This is a genomic window from Oceanobacillus sp. NCCP-135 (assembly GCF_059698015.1).
In genome coordinates this window covers 125895-143924 of the sequence record NZ_BAAKSZ010000007.1, presented here as the reverse complement: position 1 = coordinate 143924, position 18030 = coordinate 125895, and the positions used below count along the sequence as shown (strand labels likewise).

Sequence of the window (18030 nt, the reverse complement as noted above, 5' to 3'; positions counted from 1 at the left end):
AGTATGAATAGATTTTTTAGAAATATCAATTATTTTAATGCTATTTTCTCATTTTCTCCATTAAATCCCTTGTCTTTTCAGCCTCTTCCAACGTTGTTTTACCATTAATAGAAACAATTTCAAAAGCGTTGCCATGTTTCTCCATTGTAAACCATGTATTTTCTATACTCCCGGATGGCAATTTATCTTTGGGTAAAATCAACTCCACGTTCAATTCTTCTATCAGAATAACAGCCTGCTGCTGTTCAAAGCGATCCAGCACACCATTGTATTGGATAGATTCTGACCCAAGTGGAAAAAGAAATACAATAACCTGTAAGTAAACAACCATATTTTTCAGCATGAACTTCCCTCCAGCATTTCCCCCATTATGCCAGTGCTGATGAATAAGTGCACATCTGTAAAATTCCAAAACCAGCAGCCAACTCTTACGAAAAATTGAATTTTCCTCTAGGGCAAATCCTTCCAATCACCCTTCATTACCATTGGAAAATACAATTTTACATGGTTCTAACTTTTTTTCCATCCCATCCTTCCGACAAAATTCATCTATCTTTGCCACGCAAATTCTGATACGCTATTAAATGATGAACAAAAGCATTTTTGGGGGAAATAACGTGTATAAGAAATTACTACTAACAATGATTCTAGCTATCGTCCTAGTAGCGTGTGGACAGGAATCTGGGGACAACACAACAGCAAAAACGAATGATGAAAACCCAACGGAATCAGCTGCAGTCGAGAATAATGAAGCAACAGCTAAAGCGAAAAAGAAAACAGAAGGAAAAACCACTACTGAGGAGAATGCGAATACATCAGACGCTACCTCCTTAGCCGAATTAAAGGTGCACTATATTGATGCAGGACAGGCTGATGCAACCCTTTTTCAATATGAGGACCAGAATAATTCCTATACTATTTTATATGATACAGGGGACTGGAAGCGCAATGATGTGGTCAATTACCTTGCCGAGCAAAACATTTCCTTGATTGATTTGATCATCGTTTCTCATCCAGATGCCGACCATATTGGCCAGCTGGCGGAAATCGTGAATACATATGAAACAGGCGAGGTCTGGTTATCTGGAAATGAAAGCTCCTCACAAACATTTCAGCGTGCAATGGAGGCTGTTATATCGAGTGGTGCTGACTTCCATGAACCAAGGATGAAAGAGGAATTTGAAATCGGTCCAATGCAGATAAATGTACTCTATCCGAGCAGTATTTCCGGCAAATCAAATGAAGAATCCATTTCATTAAAGTTCTCCTATGGGAATATCAAATTTGTATTCACAGGGGATGCTGGAAAAAGTGATGAATTACAAATGCTAAACAGTGGCGTTGATGTCCAGGCAGATATCCTGCAGCTGGGCCACCATGGTTCAACTACATCAAGCGACCCGTCATTCATAAAAGCAGTGCATCCAGCTGTTGCGATTTATAGCGCAGGTGCTGATAACAGCTATGGACATCCCCATTCAGAAGTAGTCTCCCTGATTCAAAATTTAGGGATAAACTTATACGGGACAGCTGTGCATGGCACGATTATTGTTACGACAGATGGTGTAGACTATGATATTCTGACAAACAAAGATGGAACCATTAGTCCAAAAAAAACGGGATCAGTAAGCAGTCCTGAGAGCAGTGAAGAAAGCGAGACTGATAAAGAGGTCTCCCAAACCAGTTGCGTAAATATCAATGAAGCATCGATTGAGGAAATACAGGAAATCATTCACATTGGAGCAGAAAGAGCACAGGATTTAATTGATTTGAGACCCTATCATACTGTTAATGGCTTAGTTAAAATAAAAGGAATAGGTCCGGCGAGAGTGGATGATATTATCAGTCAGGACTTAGCATGTGTAGGAGGCTAAAAAATGAAAGGCATACTTGATCGATTTGAAGATAATGATAAAGCTGTTATACTTATTGAAGAAATCAAAGAAGAGTTGATTGTCCCGAAGAGTACATTGCCAAAGGACAGCGATGTGGACACCCACTTCAACATCGAAATAAGAAATGGTGAGTTTGTCATCACCTCCATTAATGATGCAGCAACAAAAAAAGCAGCACAAAAATCATCTAATCTGATGAAACATTTAAGGGCAAAAAGCAATGGGAGTAAATTTAAAAAATAAATGGTACTATCACCAAAAAACTGCTGGAGTCTGCGTTCATTCCAGCAGTTTTATTATTATAATTTTTACCTCAGTTCCAGCATCTTCTGCTTCAATTCATCTTCCATGCCAACCAATTCCCGTTCGGCCTGATGCCGTTTTTCACGCCCCTCTGTCTGAATCTGTAATGTTTCCTCTATTGTAGTAACCAAATGCTCCTGTGTCTGCTTTAATGTTTCAATATCAACAAGACCCCGTTCATTTTCCTTTGCTGTTTCAATTGTATTCGCCTTTAGCATCTCCGCATTTTTGAGCAATAAATCATTGGTTGTCTTGGATACTTGTTTTTGTGCTTCAACTGCATTGCGCTGACGAAGCAGGGTTAAGGCAATTGCAATTTGATTTTTCCAAAGTGGGATAGCCGTCAGAATAGAGGCTTGGATCTTTTCAACCAGTGCCTGATTCGTATTTTGAATTAAACGAATTTGTGGTGCACTTTGCATGGTTATTTGTCGACTTAATTTTAAATCATGTGTCCGCTTATCAAGTCTCTCGGCAAATTGCAGCAAGTCATTTACTTCTTGAAAATCCATTTGATTTTGGCTAAGTTCCGCTTTTCGTTTTAGCTCTGGGATCGCCTTCGTTTCCAGCTCATGAAGCTTTACCTCACCAGCAGCAATATAAATATTTAAGGCATCATAATAATCCCGGTTTTTATCAAACATCTTATCAAGCATACCGTTATCGGTTTGTAATGCATTTTTACTATGTTCAAGCTTCACACTAATCCGATCAATTTGTGCACCGGTTTTTTGGTATTTTGAAAGAATCTCATTCACAGAGCTTGAAATTTTGCCAAACATACGTGAAAGCAAGCCTCGTTTTTCAGGCTTGAGTTCCTCTGGATTAACCTGCTCCAATTTTTTCATTAGATCTGTTAAAATTCCCCCAATTTCACCAGCGTCTTTATTTTGAACATGGTCAAGCATATGATGGGAAAAGTCCAACAGCTTTGATTGCGCCTCTGTTCCAAATGCGGAAATGGACAGGGCATCATTTGGATCAATTTGACTTGCCAGCTGGATTGCCTTCCTTTTGCTTGCTTCAGGCAATGTATCGATCACATTCGTAGGCTTGTCCTCAGCCTGTCGCATCTCATTTGCTTGCTCCGTAAAACCATTTTCCCCAAACGGATTGGCCAGTAGCTCATCGATGGTATTGGAACGTTTGCTTTCATTATGTTCATTCATTTTAAGACACTCCCATTATTCTGATTCGTTCTGTTCAATGATTGCTTGGCCACATCAAGCTCAAAATGCAATGTTTCCACATCATCCTTTAACATGATGTGTAAATCCTTCTTCACGGTTTCATTTAAACTTCTGATTGTCCTTTTTGTATCCAACAGAGATTCTGCCATTTCCCGTGATTTTGCAGGCTGTGACGATAGATATACGTATTTTTCCGTTATTTCAACAAGTGAATCCAGGTTTTTATAATAAAATCCCTCAGCCTGATAAAAACGTTTCGGTTCCTTTTTTGTATTTGAATAAATTTTACGTACCGTACGAATAATTTCGAAGTTCTGCTTTGCCTGATCAAGACTCTTCACTTGCAGTAACGCTTTCTGCAGGCGGGATAGTTTATATTTTGCTTCCTTCAGATTTTTTTTGATATATTTAAATTCTTTTCGACTTAGACCTTCTTTTTGTAGTAAGCGGAAGTTTCCAATTTGCTTTACAGATACATATAGAACCGCTCCACCAGCCAGGGCATACAGACTGGAAATGAGAAAGGTTTGACTAAAGGCAAAAAAGCTTAACAGCCCTATCACTACAGCACCACTTGAAGCTGCAGTGGACCGCAATATAAATTGAAAAAATCCTCTCATGTTTTCCAACTCCTATTTTAAAATTCCACTAATAAATAGTATAACTGAAATTGTAATTGTATAATCCAGTACTTAGTTCTACGATTCATTTAGACAAAAGTTTCACTTATCTACTATTCTAATGGAGAATGCTGTTTCTTGCCAAGCTTGAAGGGATTTATAGAATATTTATTGTCAATATAAACAATCATAGAGGTGATTTGGGCTTAGCGAGGTGGTCTATCGGACAATGCCGGATCAAGAATCCCATCCGTAAATTCATTGACATAAACCGTTTGCTTTGCCTTCATTTCAAGTTTATCCTCGTAGATTGGTATATTACTATTTTACTATAGAATGAATCCGCTTTCTAAGTATGTGTTTTAGAACTATTACTAAACATTAGCCTTCTATTAAATAATTCACTAAGCTAAAATAAAATTAACAGTTATAGGGCAATTTAGCGTAATTAGTTGTCCAATAATACTACTTCGGGAGCCTTGAACAAAATCAGGAAATATACGGACTGTATATACTGCAAGGGTATGACACAAGGGATTCCCCCACCTTCACGTTTGGGATTTCTCACGCTTGGAGGTGGGGGTATTACAACCCGTTAATGCGTGATAAATCAAAAAAATTATGACCACAGATTTCGTAAAAAGGGGGTGTCGGACTTTGTTGAACAACCCGGGAAAGTTTGACAGGTGATAACTGATCAATTGAAGATTTCTGTTCTTAATCCCCCGGGACAACCATTAAAAACTTTCAGAAATATTCGGGTGTGGCAAATAGCTATTATTAATCGATTTTCTTAAAAGAAAATATATCATCAAGAGATAAATTAATGTTCGGGAAGCATGTTGAAATGAAAGGCTGATTTTCGTTTGCATAGATTTCTTCCAGCTTAAGTGAATCCTCATGGAGAAGATATTTTTCAATGTGTTGATTTTGTTCATCAACGATTAAGTACTCTTTTACACCAGCCTTTTCATAGTAATTTCGTTTTAACAAGCGGTCGTTACGTCCGGTGCTAGGTGACAGCACTTCAACAACCAAATCCGGTGCACCGTTACAACGCTTATTACGAAGTTTGCTCGTGTCACATACAATGGAAATGTCAGGTAATACAACTACATCGTCTTTTCCTTTCTTTTCATCTTTAAAAGGGAAAACAACCTGTAGATTGCTGCCAAATATGAGACATTTACTACCTTTGAGTGCAATTCTGAACTCTCCCATTACATTTGCAATGACGTTTTCGTGTTGGAAAGAAGCGGGTGCCATAAAAACAGGGATACCTTCATATAATTCTACGCGCTCTTCTTTGACGTATAGTAAGAATTCATCTAGGGTGTAGGTTTTATTTTTATCCAAGGTTGTCATTTTCTAAACCTCCATTATCGATGATTTAACTGAATTTTAGCAAGTATTACTTAACAGAGCAAGCAAATTAAAGCGAATCAAGGTACACTTTGAATCCTGTTTTTGCTATTCTTTTGGGGGCGTTCAAAAAAGCTGTTAGCAGCATGGTACTGCTAACAGCTTTTTTTGCTTGAATTTCCCTTTATCAGTTGAATCCTGCACCCTACAACACAAGAGCCAAACTCCCTTTAAGTCCAGCTTCTGAACCAAGCCCTGGAAGCACAATATAGTTATCTACATCTTCACTTACTTCATCTTTTTTAATGTAGCCATTCAACAGTTTCGAAAATTGCTCCCTCACATTTTCAATTAAACCAGAGTGATTTAAAACGCCTCCCCCAAAGATAATTTTTTCCGGAGCGTATGTGAGCAGTGCATTTATCGCTGTCTGCGCCAAATAATACGCCTCGATATCCCAGGCGTCTTCATTATGTATATCCACACCTGCTTTGCCCCATCTTGCATACATTGCTGTACCTGAAGCAAGCCCCTCCAAGCAATCGCCATGATATGGGCAGCTTCCTTCAAATTCATCATCCGGATGGCGTTTTACAAACATATGTCCAGCTTCCGGATGCAGTAGCCCATGTACCAGCTTCCCACGGACAACAGCACCCGCGCCGATCCCGGTTCCTACTGTAAAATACACACAGGAATCAAGCCCTTTTGCCGCTCCCCACTTCATTTCTCCAAACGCTGCCGCATTCACATCTGTATCGACAACAATTGGCATATCTTTGGAAAAATTCTTTTTTACTTCTTCAAGCAACGGAAAATATTTCCAGGCTGTTTTCGGCGTTTCCAAAATCGTCCCATAATCTGACCTGTCACGATTAACCTGTATCGGACCAAAGGAGCCAATTCCCATTCGTTCCAGCTGTTTTCCAGCAAAAAACTGAAAAACATCCTTCATCGTTTCTTCCGGCTTCCTTGTCGGGATACTTATTTTTTCGAAAATCTCCCCATGCTCATTCCCAATTCCACAGACAAATTTTGTTCCACCAGCTTCGATTGCACCAATATTCATTTAACCTTCTCCCCCCTACGTATGTGACACGACAAACTGTGCATTTCCAGAAATTTCATATTCATTTACCCCATGTGGCAAAATAAAATGGCTGCCTTTTTTGGCTTGGAATGTTCTCTCTCCAACTGTTATTCGGGCGCTTCCTTCAATTACACTCACCTGCAGGAAATCATGCTCCAATTTACGACTGACACTCCCAGTCAACTCCCAATGATACACCGTAAAGTATTTTTCCTCTACTAGCTTTTTAATTGTTAGATCACCAGCTAACGCTTCACGCTGCTTACTTTCCGCTGGTCGGTGTGGTACTGCGATTACTTCTTTTGACCTTTCTAGATGCAACTCCCTTGTCTTGCCTGCTGTATCCTTACGATCATAATCATACACTCGATAGGTAATATCAGAGCTTTGCTGTGTTTCAAGGATGACAATGCCTTTTCCAATAGCATGAATTGTGCCACTTGGAACATAGACAAAATCTCCCGCCTGCACCTGTTTATATTGAAGCAGTTTTTCCCATTCGCCATGATCCATCATTCGCTCCAATTCTTCTCGGGTCGTTGCATGATGCCCCAACACAAGATGTGCATTCGGTTCTGCCTGTAGCACATACCAGCATTCTGTTTTCCCGTATGGTTCTCCCTCAACTTCTCGAGCAAATTGATCATCGGGATGCACTTGGACAGACAAATCGTCAGCTGCATCCAATATTTTTACAAGCAATGGATACTCCTCTTTATTATCGGGAGCTTTATTAAATAATTCACCATGCTGCTTCCAAGCTTCCATTAGTGTTTTGCCAGCAAGTGGTCCATTTTCTATAACACTAGGTCCATTCGGATGGGCGGAAATCACCCAGGCCTCCCCGGTCTTATCTGATGGAATAGCGTAGCCGTATTCCGTGTGCAGCTTTTCACCACCCCAGATACGTTCCTGCAATACGGGCTGTAAAAAAATTGGTTCATTATACATCTGCTCCAACCTCCATTATACTATTCATTTAATTGATACTTATGATTATATCAAAGACATACGTGACATGGTATAATATCACAAATAAACCCCGGTTTTACGGAGGGAGATAAGTGAGGTTTAACTATGAAAAGGAGAAGAATGCCTATAGTTGAGAGATAAGTACTGTTAGTTGAGAGATAATGCCTATAGTTGAGAGATAAGTACTGTTAGTTGAGAGATAATGCCTATAGTTGAGAGATAAGTACTGTTAGTTGAGAGTGAAAGCTATAAGTTGACTTATCTCTCAACTTTTTATCATGTTCTCTCAACTTCCTACCCTGTCCTCTCAACTTTCTACCCTTTTGTCTCAACTTCACATCCTTTTCTCTCAACTTCGCTCCAGTATCTATCAACCCAACATAAGAGTTAAGCAGGAAATAGCGATTGGAGGGTTTCAGCTATGAAAAAGTTAAATGAGCATGAAACAAAATGATAAACCACACCCCCCTCTCAAGTTTTCTCTATGCTCCCTTTAAATTCTCTGCATCGTGTTCTACCTCACATCCTAAAAGCAAACCTTTATGATATAATTTACCCACACAGTACAGAACTAGACAGTGAAAAGTTCTCACAGTACAGAACAACTTCGTCTAAGGGAGGCTCCTATGAACAAGTGGTTTTACTTCAACCTTTTTGTACTCCTTACAGCGTTATGGAAAGTCATGTTCAGTAATGGATTTCCGCATATTCAACTACCTATTTTATTCGGAATGATTGGCTTGATTTTTGTATTATTTAATTGGACAAGGCATGCCGTTTTTTCCACAATTCGCAATTCAGCGGATCGGAGCAAAAAAATCAGGTTTGCGAATTTTTCCAAGAAAGTAATGCCATTTCACAGATGGATTGGCACAATGGCGCTTGTCATCATTACAATTCACGCCATATTGGTTCTTGATACGTTTGGTTTTCACCTGCACCAGCCGAAAATCCTGAGTGGGCTTTTAACAGGGATCATACTTGCATGTGTTGTAATTAGTGGGTGGATGCGGCGAATAAAGCCATCCGCACCGAAACGATGGCTTCATTTAAGACTTGGGCTAACCATGTTTTTCCTAATTGTAGTGCATATTCTCTTATAAAATGTGGCTGTACCGATAGTTTTCTGGCTAAAATATGCCGTCAATTGCATCCTAATTAACGTGAAAAAGTTCACATTTTTGTAATTTCCCCAGCATTTATACCACATGATAAGTGTTAAACTAGATGTATAGATGAAAATAAGGGGATGATTGCTATGCACTTGAGTTCACTTGTTAACCATCAGAACAATGAGGTAATATCTGAGGAATTTCGCACCCTACTTTATGCTATCGGAAATCTCAAAAGAATCGAGAAGGATCGTTTTCTTTTCCATGAAGGAATGGATGCACATGAAATTTATTTAATAAAATCAGGTATCATCCATATTAGCAAGCTCACCTCGGACGGGAAAGAGTTATCACTTAGAATTTGCACAAACAATGATATCATCGGTGAATTAACGCTATTCACAGCTAATCCTAAATACTTCTTGAGCGCTAGAGTAATCGAGTCTGGTGAAGTATTAGCGATTGATAAGGAAACGTTGGAAACGGAATTAATGAAAAATGGTCCCTTAGCCATTGAAGCAATGAAATGGACCAGTAATCATATGAGGAAATTCCAATCCAAAATTAGAGACCTTTTATTAAATGGAAAAAAAGGTGCACTGTATTCAACACTGATCCGTTTTACCAACAGCTTTGGGGTAATGAAAAACAATGGGATTCTAATAGATATCCCTTTAACCAATCAGGAGCTGGCTAAGTTCTGTTCATGCACACGTGAGAGTGTAAATCGAATGCTCGGTGAACTTAGGAAGCTCGACATTATCGAAATGCAGCCCGCAAAAAAAATCCTTGTTAAAAACGTGGAATACTTAAAGGAAGAAAATGGCTGCGAAAACTGCCCCATTGAAATTTGCAATATATGCTAGCGTAAAAGGGACATTATCCGTGTCTCTTTTTTCTGCTATTTTCCTATTTAAAGGAAGAACGACATCGATTTGCGTTGGTTAAAAGCCTTGAGCTGTTACAGAAATACGGAGATACTAGAGGGCTCAGGCTCGTTTGTCTGCTATTCGTAACACTCGTTATTTCTTCTCACTGATGCTCAAGTTGTTGCTGTGAGCTGAACAACTTTCGCTGCATACTCTCTTTGCTTTTCCTCCCTGCCATGACGTGTAAAAAAGTCTATTGCAGCATGATAAGCTTCAGCCAGCATACGTTGATGCGGATACTTCTCAAGCATCCCAATTCCTTTTTCCAAATAGATCGATGCTTGATCTATATCCTTTTCTTGCTTATATTCATAGCAATTAGCCAATCGAATGTGGATCAAGCCTGTTTCTAATCCATTGTTTCCTGTTAGTTGCTCATAACTTGCCAATGCCTTTACATAATAAGCGTCAGCAGCTTTATATTTTCTTTGCTTCAGAAAACTACTTGCGATGGCCTGCAGCGTATCCGCATAGCCCTTTGCTTTTTGTCGTCCCTCTTTTTCAAGATACTGTAAAAATTCCTGATACATGGAAATTGCCTTTTCATGCATTCCCAGATTGGAATAAGCCTTTCCCAAGCCTATTAAAAATGATAATCTGATGTTGGGAAATTCCGTTGCAAGAGGGAACCCTTTCTCAAAATAATCCTTTGCTGTATCCAACTCATTTAGCTGGAGGGATAGGCCTCCCAGTTTTAAATAGGTGTAGACGATCAGGAAATGATTCGCTTGATAGATATCCACAAGCTGAAAAAGTGATTGCTGATAATACACAAGGCTTTCCGTTAATTCACCTACATTTTCTTCTAGTTCAGCCAGCATTAAATTTGCTTTTGCGATATCCAGATGTTTTCCTTCATATTCTGCTACAAATATGTTTAATGCTTCTGTAATCGCGACCTTCGCTTTTTTTAAATCAAGATAATAGTAGATTTCACCAAGCTTCATTCGTGTTTTTGCCACAGAAAGTTTATTCTCTTCTTTTTGATAGACTTCTAGCAAATCCTGATAAAGGGACAGTGCATGCTGATAATTTTCCATTTGAATGGAAGCTTCCGCTATGGCCTGGATGGTTTCAACTATAATTGGGTCCGTTTCAGCATAGCTTTTGCGAAAATAATGCAGCGCCTTTTCCAATTGAAAGATCCCGAGCTGACTATTTCCTTCATCGAGATACACTTTGCCTAAATTAATGTATGTTAGTCCAAAAGCACTTGGGTCCTGCCATTTTGTTGTTTCCAGCAGCTGCAGCAGCTTTGCCAGGAGTATCCGCGCATCCGCTAATTGGCCATAGTCACGCTCTAATCCTGCATAATCCAAATATGTATCAATCAGAACCTCTGTATAAGCGTTATCTAGTTTTTTGGCTAGATTGATCGCCTGCCTGCTATAGCTTGCAGATTTATCGTAATGATTTCTATTTCTAAAATACTTCGCCAGTGTCGTTAGAATCAGAAATCTGTCATTTGTCTTTCGTTCAGTTAAATCTGCCAGGTAGGTTTCTAATTCCTGTACGGGGGCTTTTGCTTTGTCAACGTCCCCGGCATTGCTATGATTCTTTATTTCTTCTCTTAATGATAATCGTTTTGCTGAACTTAGTTTGCTGTTGCTTAGCATGAGATTCACAACCTTATCACATTTTTTCCGGTTGGACGAGCAGTGGGAGTCCTTTTGTTTTCGGTGATCAAACCTATGGTACAGTCCTAGTCTTTATCAAAAAACTTATCCATTAACCTTGTTTTTCCGGAACGCTCCGTTTATAAATAACATAGCTTCGTTTCACATATCTGAGGGGAAAACTGAATACATGTACCAATCTGGTAAATGGCCAGACAGCATACAAAGCAAATGTTGATAGAATATGAATCTTGAAGCCAATTGGTACAGTTGCCATAAGCTCCGGCTGGATATTTAACACAAACAGACCTCTAAGCCATGGAGCAATGGTTGTCCGGTAGTCAAACCCATTGGCATCCACATTAAATCCAGTTGCGGCCAAACCTGTTAGAACAGCGAGCAATAGAAATAGTAAGGAAACCCAGTCACTCAATGATGTCGTTGTCTTTATTCTTGTTACACTTACCCTTCGATAGGTCAGCATCATAAGTCCTGCCAATGCCGCAATACCTGCTGGGACGCCAAATATAATTGCCATGTTATGGTAAAAATGCTCCGAAACCCCTAGAGCATGATAAAATCCGATGGGAATGATTATGCCCATGACATGTCCGCCAAACACAAAGATAATTCCCCAATGAAACAGCTGTGACCCAACCCGAAGTCGCTTCTTCTCCAGAAATTCACTGGATTTGGTCGTCCAGCCGAATTGATCCTGCTGGTACCGATACAGATGACCACCAATAAATAGTGTCAAAATGATATATGGCAATACGCCCCATAAAAAGTCATGTACATTCATTTTGGGCTTCCCCCTTTTGGCAGTCTGATATTCCAATTGATCGTATTTATTAATGATTCTCTATCTGAATGGAATGGCAGGGCTGGAACCCGCTCTTTCTTCTCTACTTCTGCTTCGCTGAACGTTATCCCGTTTTTCTCCATTTGCAAACCTAAAACATCAAACACATACGCATAATGACTTTTGCTTGCATGTAATTTCTCGCAAATTTCCTGTATTGCTCCAGCATGCATTTGTAAGAGCTGATTGCTTTTTTCATCCGGCACATTGGCACAAAACTCGAGAATGATGGGCAAATAATCCGGCAGTTCTTTATCTGTCACCGTAAATCCACAAGCCTCGTAGAATTTCTTCAGTTTAAGGAGTTCAAGACCTCTTTCCCGCTGTTCCCCAAGCTTTAAATACGTTACATAAAGATTCGTAGTTTTTCCAAAATCAAAATGGGTAATATAATGGTCTACCCAAACTTCCAGTGGCATGGCAGCACACTGATTCAAAAACATATCAAAATTTTTTTGAATTTGTTGATCATTTATCGTTTCCACCACAGCTTGCAATTCAGGTAAAATTTCCTTAAGCTTTCGATCCGGATATTGCAGTAGGAAGGAAATCAGTTGATAGATAAGGGAATTTTCTGGGTGATTCATTATTAAGCCCCCTTTAAAATTGGGAGGCTGGGACAAAAGTTTTTTAATCAAAAGTAACTGCATATCATCCGCTTCAGAAATATACTTCGCTTTATGCGGGCCTAGATGAGCCTCCCCGAACTATGTTCTGCAGGGTCTCATCTAGGCCTATCCTCCCGCAGAACAAGGGACAGCGCCTGCATCGCACACAGAAAATTGCTTTGTATTTTCAAGGAGTCTACGTATCTTTCCTCCGCTAAGATAGTTTATTGTTAGTATTTAGAATGATTATTTTACTCATGTCCCATCCTCATGATCTAATTAGGAAAGTACGCCACAGCTTCCCGGGCCACCAGCAAAGTCGAGGCCACATGCCCCTTGTTCCTCATATAAATCGGCAACTTCTTCCTTATGACTTTTTGGAATAACGAAGCGATCTTCATATTTTGCGATTGCGAGTAGACGGAACATTTTCTTGATATCCTCTTCCTCTAATCCAAGTTCGGTGATGAGGCTCGTATCATAGGCTTTACCAGAAGTTGCTGCACGCATGTAACTGCGCATGACAGCCATTTTTTTCAGGACAATGCGAATTTGCTCGGTATTCCCTGCTGTCAGGAGATTTGCTAAATATTCAATTGGAATTCGCATAGTATCAATTGCTGGGAAAATATCTTCCGTATCTGCAGTGCTGCCTTTTCCTTCAATCATATTCATGATCGGAGAAAGTGGCGGAATATACCATACCATTGGCATGGTGCGATATTCTGGATGAAGTGGTAAGGCAATCTTCCAATCGATAATCATTTTATAAATTGGTGATTTCTGTGCAGCTTCCACCCAGTCCATGGGAATTCCTGCTTTTTTCGCCTCTTTCATTACCTCTGGATCATTTGGGTCTAAAAAGATTCCTAGCTGTGCATTGTAAAGTTCTTTTTCATCTGTTATGGATGCCGCTTCCAATACTTTATCTGCGTCATACAGCATTATTCCGATATAGCGGATCCTTCCTACACAGGTTTCCGAACAAATTGTTGGCTGGCCATTTTCAATTCTTGGATAGCACATCGTACATTTTTCCGCTTTATTCGTCTGCCAATTAAAATACACTTTTTTGTAAGGGCAGGATGTTACACAGTGACGCCATGCCCGGCATGCATTCTGATCGACAAGCACAATCCCGTCCTCATCCCGCTTATACATCGCACCAGATGGACATGCAGACACACATGGTGCATTGATGCAGTGTTCACAAATTCGTGGAAGATACATCATAAATACATCTTCAAATTCTGTCTTAATTGTTTCTTCCATCTTCACAACGTTTGGATCACGAAGACCGGTTATGTGTGCCCCTGCCAGATCATCCTCCCAGTTTGGCCCCCATTCGAGATCCATAAATTCTCCTGTTATCGCTGATTTTGCACGTGCGACTGGCTGATGCTTTTTCTCCGGGCTGTTTGTCAATGTTTCATAATCATAGTTCCATGGTTCATAGTAATCATCGAGTTCTGGCTGATTTGGATTATAAAACAGATTCATCAGACGCTTTACCTTAGAGCCGGATTTCAGCTTTAATTCGCCATGTTCCAGCTCCCAGCCTCCTTTATATTTTTCCTGATCCTCCCATGCTTTCGGGTAACCAATTCCTGGCTTTGTTTCCACATTGTTAAAATACATATATTCCGCACCCGGACGATTAGTCCAGGTGTTTTTGCAGGTTACACTACATGTATGGCAACCAATACATTTATCCAGATTCATTACCATTCCGACCTGTGCTTTAATCTTCAAGCCAATCAACCTCCTCAAGTTTTCTGATGACAACATTTAAGTCACGCTGATTTCCTGTAGGACCATAATAGTTAAATCCATAGGAGAGTTGCGCATAGCCACCAATCATATGGGTTGGTTTCACATGAATGCGTGTTGGACTATTATGTGTTCCACCACGGTTCTTCGTTAATTTCGTTCCAGGAACATGGATATGTCGATCCTGTGCATGGTGCATAAATGCCATCGTTCTTGGGATCCGATGGGAAACAACAGCCCGGGCCACAACAACGCCATTCCGGTTAAAACATTCAATCCAGTCATTATCTTCAATATCTGCTTCTGCTGCGTCATCCTTGTTCAGCCAGACTGTTGGTCCACCTCTGAAAAGCGTCAGCATTGGCTGTGAGTCAAAGTACATACTGTGAATCGACCATTTATTATGTGGGGTTAAATAGTTCAGCGTAATCTCTTTTCCTTCCACTTCAGGTCGATTTGCTTTAAATGGCGAATCATTTAATATCGGCTTAAATACTGCCATCGATTCCCCGAATTCTTTTATCAGCTCATGATCCAGAAAATACGATTGTCTTCCTGTAATCGTCCGAAACGGAATCATTCGCTCTATATTTGTGGTAAACGGCGAATACCTTCTGCCCCCTTTTTCCGAACCGCTGAATGCAGGTGACGTGATGACTGTTTTAGGCTGTGCCGTGATTTGATCAAAGGTAAATAATTCTTCTTCCCTTTCACTAGCTAAATCCTTCAGCTCCAGATCCGTTTTCTTCTCTAATGCTTCCCAGGCCTTAACCGCTACTTTTCCATTGGTGGTGGATGAAAGCATCAGAATAGCTTCGCAAGCATCTCTGGCACTGGTGATATCCGGACAGCCGTCTGCCATACTGCCATCTTGAATGGTGCCGATCGTCCGCTTCACGAGGTCATATTCCTTCTCCATATCCCAATTAATGCCTTTTCCACCATAGGCCTTGGTTACAACACCTTTTCCGAGAGATGTCATTTTCCTATATATTTGTTTGTAATCGTACTTGGCAACAGTAATATGTGGCATCGTTTTACCAGGAATTGGCTCACATTCCCCTTTGGACCAGTCTTTAATTTCCCCATAGGCTTGAGCCATTTCGCCAGGAGTATCATGCAGGATTGGGGATGCAACTACTTCCTTAACCGGCTCCATATCCAGCTCCTCAGCTAAACTAGAAACACCTTTTGCCAATTCCTTAAAAATATCCCAATCTGATTTTGCCTCCCAAGGTGATGCGATGGCTGGATTAAATGGATGGACGAATGGGTGCATATCCGTGCTGGATAAATCATGTTTCTCATACCAGGTAGCAGCTGGTAAAATCACATCTGAATACAACGCTGTTCCCGCCATCCGGAAATCGAGATTAATCAATAAATCCAGCTTGCCTTCAGGTGCCTCCCTGCGCCACTTAATTTCTTCTGGACGAATGCTGTCTTCATCTGAATTCAGCAGCCCGTGCGATGTTCCAAGTAAATATTTTAAAAAGTATTCATGCCCTTTTCCGGAACTGGAAATTAAATTGGCACGCCAGACAAATAAGTTTCTTGGAAAATTTACTGCATCATCCGGATCCTCGATCGCAAACAGCAGCTTTTTACTTTTTAACTGGTTCGCAACATACTTTCCTATTTCATCAATTGTTTCATTGCCACTATTGACCGCTTCATTATAAAGATCAATTCCATTTTTATTAAAGGTCGGATAGGATGGCAGCCAGCCAAGACGTGCAGCAAGTACATTGTAATCCCCGTGATGATCATATCGTGCTTTATCCACATTTGCAGCGACAAGATTACTTACGGGTGATTCTTCAAACCGCCACTGCCCTGTCGCAAAGTAGAAAAATGACGTTCCATTTTGCAGTTTGGGTGAACCCCAGTCTTTTGCGGTTGCAATGGTATTCCAGCCTTCCGCAGGTCTAAGTTTTTCCTGACCAACATAATGAGCCCAGCCACCACCATTCACGCCCTGTGCTCCGACCAATAGGACAAGATTGACAACAGCACGGTAAATCGTATCCGAATTGAACCAATGATTAATCCCGGCACCCATAATAATCATCGAGCGACCCTGTGTATCAATCGCATTTTGTGCAAATTCACGGGCAATTTTAATAACCAGATTGCGATCCACACCGCTGATCTGCTCCTGCCAGGCTGGAGAAAACGGTGCAATCTCATCATAGGAGCTTGCCACTTCTCCACCAATTCCACGGTCAATTCCGTAGTTTGCCAGCATTAAATCATAAACCGTTGCAATATACGCCGTTTTTCCATTTAGCTCTACTTGTTTAACTGGAACCGCACGTGGGAGAACTTTTTTCGTTTCGGTATCAAAATATGGCATGTTCACTGTAACGATGTCATCTTCCATTCCTAAAAAGCTTAAACTAGGTTCGATTGCTTCATTTGTATTCTCATCCACTAAGCGTAAATTCCATTTTCCCCGCTCGTCCCAACGAGAACCCATTGTCCCCTGTGGAATAGAAAAGTCATCTGTTGCCAAATTAAACATCGCTGGCTTCCATTGATTGTTCACTGAATCGATTCCGAGATCCTTCGCATGCAGGAAGCGATCTGCTGTATATGCGCCATTCTCTTTTTTCAGACGTACCAAGAATGGAAAATCGGTATAGGTCTTTGCATATGCTGCAAAATAAGGTGTCATTTCCTTCTGATAAAATTCAGTTAAAATCACATGTCCCATTGCCATTGCCACAGCACCATCTGTCCCTTGTTTAACAGACATCCACTCATCGGCAAATTTTGTCGATTCCGCATAGTCCGGGCTGACGGAAATCACCTTCGTTCCCTTATAACGTGCTTCGACGAGGAAGTGCGCATCTGGTGTACGAGTTAGCGGCACATTCGAGCCCCATGTCATAATATAGCCGGAATTAAACCAGTCTGAGCTTTCCGGGACGTCGGTCTGATCTCCCCAAATTTGCGGGGAAGCAGGTGGTAGGTCTGCATACCAATCATAAAAGCTGAGCATCGGTCCCCCGATTAATGACATAAACCGGCTTCCAGCAGCATGACTGATCATGGACATCGCTGGAATTGGAGAAAATCCAACATTACGGTCAGGTCCATATTTTACTGTTGTATAAAGCACAGACGCAGCAACAAGTTTTGTCACTTCCTCCCACTCCGCACGAACTAATCCGCCTTTTCCTCTTGCTTGTTTATAGCTTGTTGCCTTTTCTTTATCCTCTACAATGCTTGCCCACGCCTCTAGTGGACTGGCATGTGCTTGAAGGGCTTCGCGCCACAGATTCAATAATTTTTTCCGAACATAGGGATACTTCACACGCAATGGGCTATAGATATACCACGAAAAGCTTGCCCCCCTTGGACAGCCGCGCGGTTCAAACTCCGGCATATCAGGACCTGTTGTTGGGTAATTTAAATGCTGCCCTTCCCATGTGACAATCCCATCCTTTACATAAATATTCCAGCTACATGAACCGGTACAGTTAACGCCATGTGTGGAACGAATAACCTTATCATGCTGCCATCTTCTGCGATACACATTTTCCCAATCACGATTTCCTTCCTGCAACTGACTATGATTATTCGAATACATTTCTTTAGGTTTCAGGTAATTCAATCGTTGCCAAAGCGGAGACGGTTTCTTCATCATTTTCCCTCCAAAAAAATACAATTTAACGATGTAATTGTATTTAATCATT

At 40.7% G+C, this 18030-nt stretch carries 15 protein-coding genes; 4 read left to right on the top strand and 11 right to left on the bottom strand.

Features of this window, described 5'->3' with window-relative positions:
- Positions 1–40 precede the first annotated feature (40 nt).
- Positions 41–343 carry a DUF3006 domain-containing protein gene (locus AC6HVZ_RS07330; protein ID WP_497557496.1) on the bottom strand — a complete coding sequence of 101 codons (303 nt, stop codon included), beginning with the start codon at positions 341–343 and terminating at the stop codon, positions 41–43.
- A gap of 274 nt (positions 344–617) precedes the next feature.
- Here AC6HVZ_RS07330 and AC6HVZ_RS07325 point away from each other — a divergent pair, with 274 nt between their 5' ends.
- Together AC6HVZ_RS07325 and AC6HVZ_RS07320 are read left to right on the top strand one after the other, a co-directional pair.
- Positions 618–1874: an MBL fold metallo-hydrolase gene (locus AC6HVZ_RS07325; protein ID WP_497557495.1), complete on the top strand. Its 1257-nt coding sequence runs from the start codon at positions 618–620 to the stop codon at positions 1872–1874.
- Between the two features lie 3 nt (positions 1875–1877).
- Entirely contained in the window at positions 1878–2138 is a 261-nt protein-coding gene (locus AC6HVZ_RS07320; RefSeq protein ID WP_497557494.1) for a DUF3006 domain-containing protein, read from the top strand.
- 65 nt (positions 2139–2203) lie between these two features.
- On the opposite strand, the gene AC6HVZ_RS07315 is transcribed toward AC6HVZ_RS07320, so the two are convergent.
- The 5 genes from AC6HVZ_RS07315 to manA form a co-directional block, all read right to left on the bottom strand.
- The gene (locus AC6HVZ_RS07315; protein ID WP_497557493.1) at positions 2204–3367 is read right to left on the bottom strand and encodes a toxic anion resistance protein; all 1164 of its coding nucleotides are present in this window, start codon (positions 3365–3367) and stop codon (positions 2204–2206) included.
- Complete coding sequence (locus tag AC6HVZ_RS07310; RefSeq protein WP_497557492.1) at positions 3364–4008, bottom strand: 5-bromo-4-chloroindolyl phosphate hydrolysis family protein; 645 nt, start codon at positions 4006–4008, stop codon at positions 3364–3366. The genes AC6HVZ_RS07315 and AC6HVZ_RS07310 overlap by 4 nt, the downstream gene beginning before the upstream one ends.
- A gap of 780 nt (positions 4009–4788) precedes the next feature.
- Complete coding sequence (locus AC6HVZ_RS07305; protein WP_497557491.1) at positions 4789–5373, bottom strand: Uma2 family endonuclease; 585 nt, start codon at positions 5371–5373, stop codon at positions 4789–4791.
- A gap of 202 nt (positions 5374–5575) precedes the next feature.
- On the bottom strand, positions 5576–6439 hold the full coding sequence (locus AC6HVZ_RS07300) for an ROK family protein (protein ID WP_497557490.1): 864 nt from the start codon (positions 6437–6439) through the stop codon (positions 5576–5578).
- Between the two features lie 15 nt (positions 6440–6454).
- A complete protein-coding gene (gene manA, locus AC6HVZ_RS07295) occupies positions 6455–7411 on the bottom strand; it encodes a mannose-6-phosphate isomerase, class I (RefSeq protein WP_497557489.1) in 957 nt (318 codons plus the stop codon).
- A gap of 647 nt (positions 7412–8058) precedes the next feature.
- On the opposite strand from manA, the gene AC6HVZ_RS07290 reads away from it, so the two are divergent.
- Complete coding sequence (locus tag AC6HVZ_RS07290; protein ID WP_497557488.1) at positions 8059–8535, top strand: hypothetical protein; 477 nt, start codon at positions 8059–8061, stop codon at positions 8533–8535.
- 155 nt (positions 8536–8690) lie between these two features.
- On the top strand, positions 8691–9410 hold the full coding sequence (locus AC6HVZ_RS07285) for a Crp/Fnr family transcriptional regulator (RefSeq protein ID WP_497557487.1): 720 nt from the start codon (positions 8691–8693) through the stop codon (positions 9408–9410).
- 176 nt (positions 9411–9586) lie between these two features.
- Here the strand turns inward: AC6HVZ_RS07285 and AC6HVZ_RS07280 are convergent, their stop codons facing one another.
- From AC6HVZ_RS07280 to AC6HVZ_RS07260, 5 genes are all read right to left on the bottom strand, one after another.
- Positions 9587–11089 carry a tetratricopeptide repeat protein gene (locus tag AC6HVZ_RS07280; RefSeq protein ID WP_497557486.1) on the bottom strand — a complete coding sequence of 501 codons (1503 nt, stop codon included), beginning with the start codon at positions 11087–11089 and terminating at the stop codon, positions 9587–9589.
- A 112-nt stretch (positions 11090–11201) separates the two neighbouring features.
- Positions 11202–11891 carry a respiratory nitrate reductase subunit gamma gene (narI, locus tag AC6HVZ_RS07275; RefSeq protein WP_497557485.1) on the bottom strand — a complete coding sequence of 230 codons (690 nt, stop codon included), beginning with the start codon at positions 11889–11891 and terminating at the stop codon, positions 11202–11204.
- Complete coding sequence (narJ, locus tag AC6HVZ_RS07270; RefSeq protein ID WP_497557484.1) at positions 11888–12538, bottom strand: nitrate reductase molybdenum cofactor assembly chaperone; 651 nt, start codon at positions 12536–12538, stop codon at positions 11888–11890. Before narJ ends, narI begins: the two co-directional genes overlap by 4 nt.
- A gap of 300 nt (positions 12539–12838) precedes the next feature.
- Positions 12839–14311, bottom strand: coding sequence for a nitrate reductase subunit beta (narH, locus tag AC6HVZ_RS07265; RefSeq protein WP_497557483.1), 1473 nt, complete (start codon positions 14309–14311; stop codon positions 12839–12841).
- Positions 14301–17981 carry a nitrate reductase subunit alpha gene (locus AC6HVZ_RS07260; RefSeq protein WP_497557482.1) on the bottom strand — a complete coding sequence of 1227 codons (3681 nt, stop codon included), beginning with the start codon at positions 17979–17981 and terminating at the stop codon, positions 14301–14303. Before AC6HVZ_RS07260 ends, narH begins: the two co-directional genes overlap by 11 nt.
- Positions 17982–18030 lie beyond the last annotated feature (49 nt).

Excerpts from the sequence above, each read along its gene's own strand:
- AC6HVZ_RS07330 (WP_497557496.1), bottom strand. The coding sequence starts at position 343 with ATGCTGAAAAATATGGTTGTTTACTTACAGGTTATTGTATTTCTTTTT.
- AC6HVZ_RS07320 (WP_497557494.1), top strand. The coding sequence starts at position 1,878 with ATGAAAGGCATACTTGATCGATTTGAAGATAATGATAAAGCTGTTATA.
- AC6HVZ_RS07315 (WP_497557493.1), bottom strand. The coding sequence starts at position 3,367 with ATGAATGAACATAATGAAAGCAAACGTTCCAATACCATCGATGAGCTA.
- AC6HVZ_RS07310 (WP_497557492.1), bottom strand. The coding sequence starts at position 4,008 with ATGAGAGGATTTTTTCAATTTATATTGCGGTCCACTGCAGCTTCAAGT.
- AC6HVZ_RS07305 (WP_497557491.1), bottom strand. The coding sequence starts at position 5,373 with ATGACAACCTTGGATAAAAATAAAACCTACACCCTAGATGAATTCTTA.
- AC6HVZ_RS07300 (WP_497557490.1), bottom strand. The coding sequence starts at position 6,439 with ATGAATATTGGTGCAATCGAAGCTGGTGGAACAAAATTTGTCTGTGGA.
- manA (WP_497557489.1), bottom strand. The coding sequence starts at position 7,411 with ATGTATAATGAACCAATTTTTTTACAGCCCGTATTGCAGGAACGTATC.
- AC6HVZ_RS07290 (WP_497557488.1), top strand. The coding sequence starts at position 8,059 with ATGAACAAGTGGTTTTACTTCAACCTTTTTGTACTCCTTACAGCGTTA.
- AC6HVZ_RS07285 (WP_497557487.1), top strand. The coding sequence starts at position 8,691 with ATGCACTTGAGTTCACTTGTTAACCATCAGAACAATGAGGTAATATCT.
- AC6HVZ_RS07280 (WP_497557486.1), bottom strand. The coding sequence starts at position 11,089 with ATGCTAAGCAACAGCAAACTAAGTTCAGCAAAACGATTATCATTAAGA.
- narI (WP_497557485.1), bottom strand. The coding sequence starts at position 11,891 with ATGAATGTACATGACTTTTTATGGGGCGTATTGCCATATATCATTTTG.
- narJ (WP_497557484.1), bottom strand. The coding sequence starts at position 12,538 with ATGAATCACCCAGAAAATTCCCTTATCTATCAACTGATTTCCTTCCTA.
- AC6HVZ_RS07260 (WP_497557482.1), bottom strand. The coding sequence starts at position 17,981 with ATGATGAAGAAACCGTCTCCGCTTTGGCAACGATTGAATTACCTGAAA.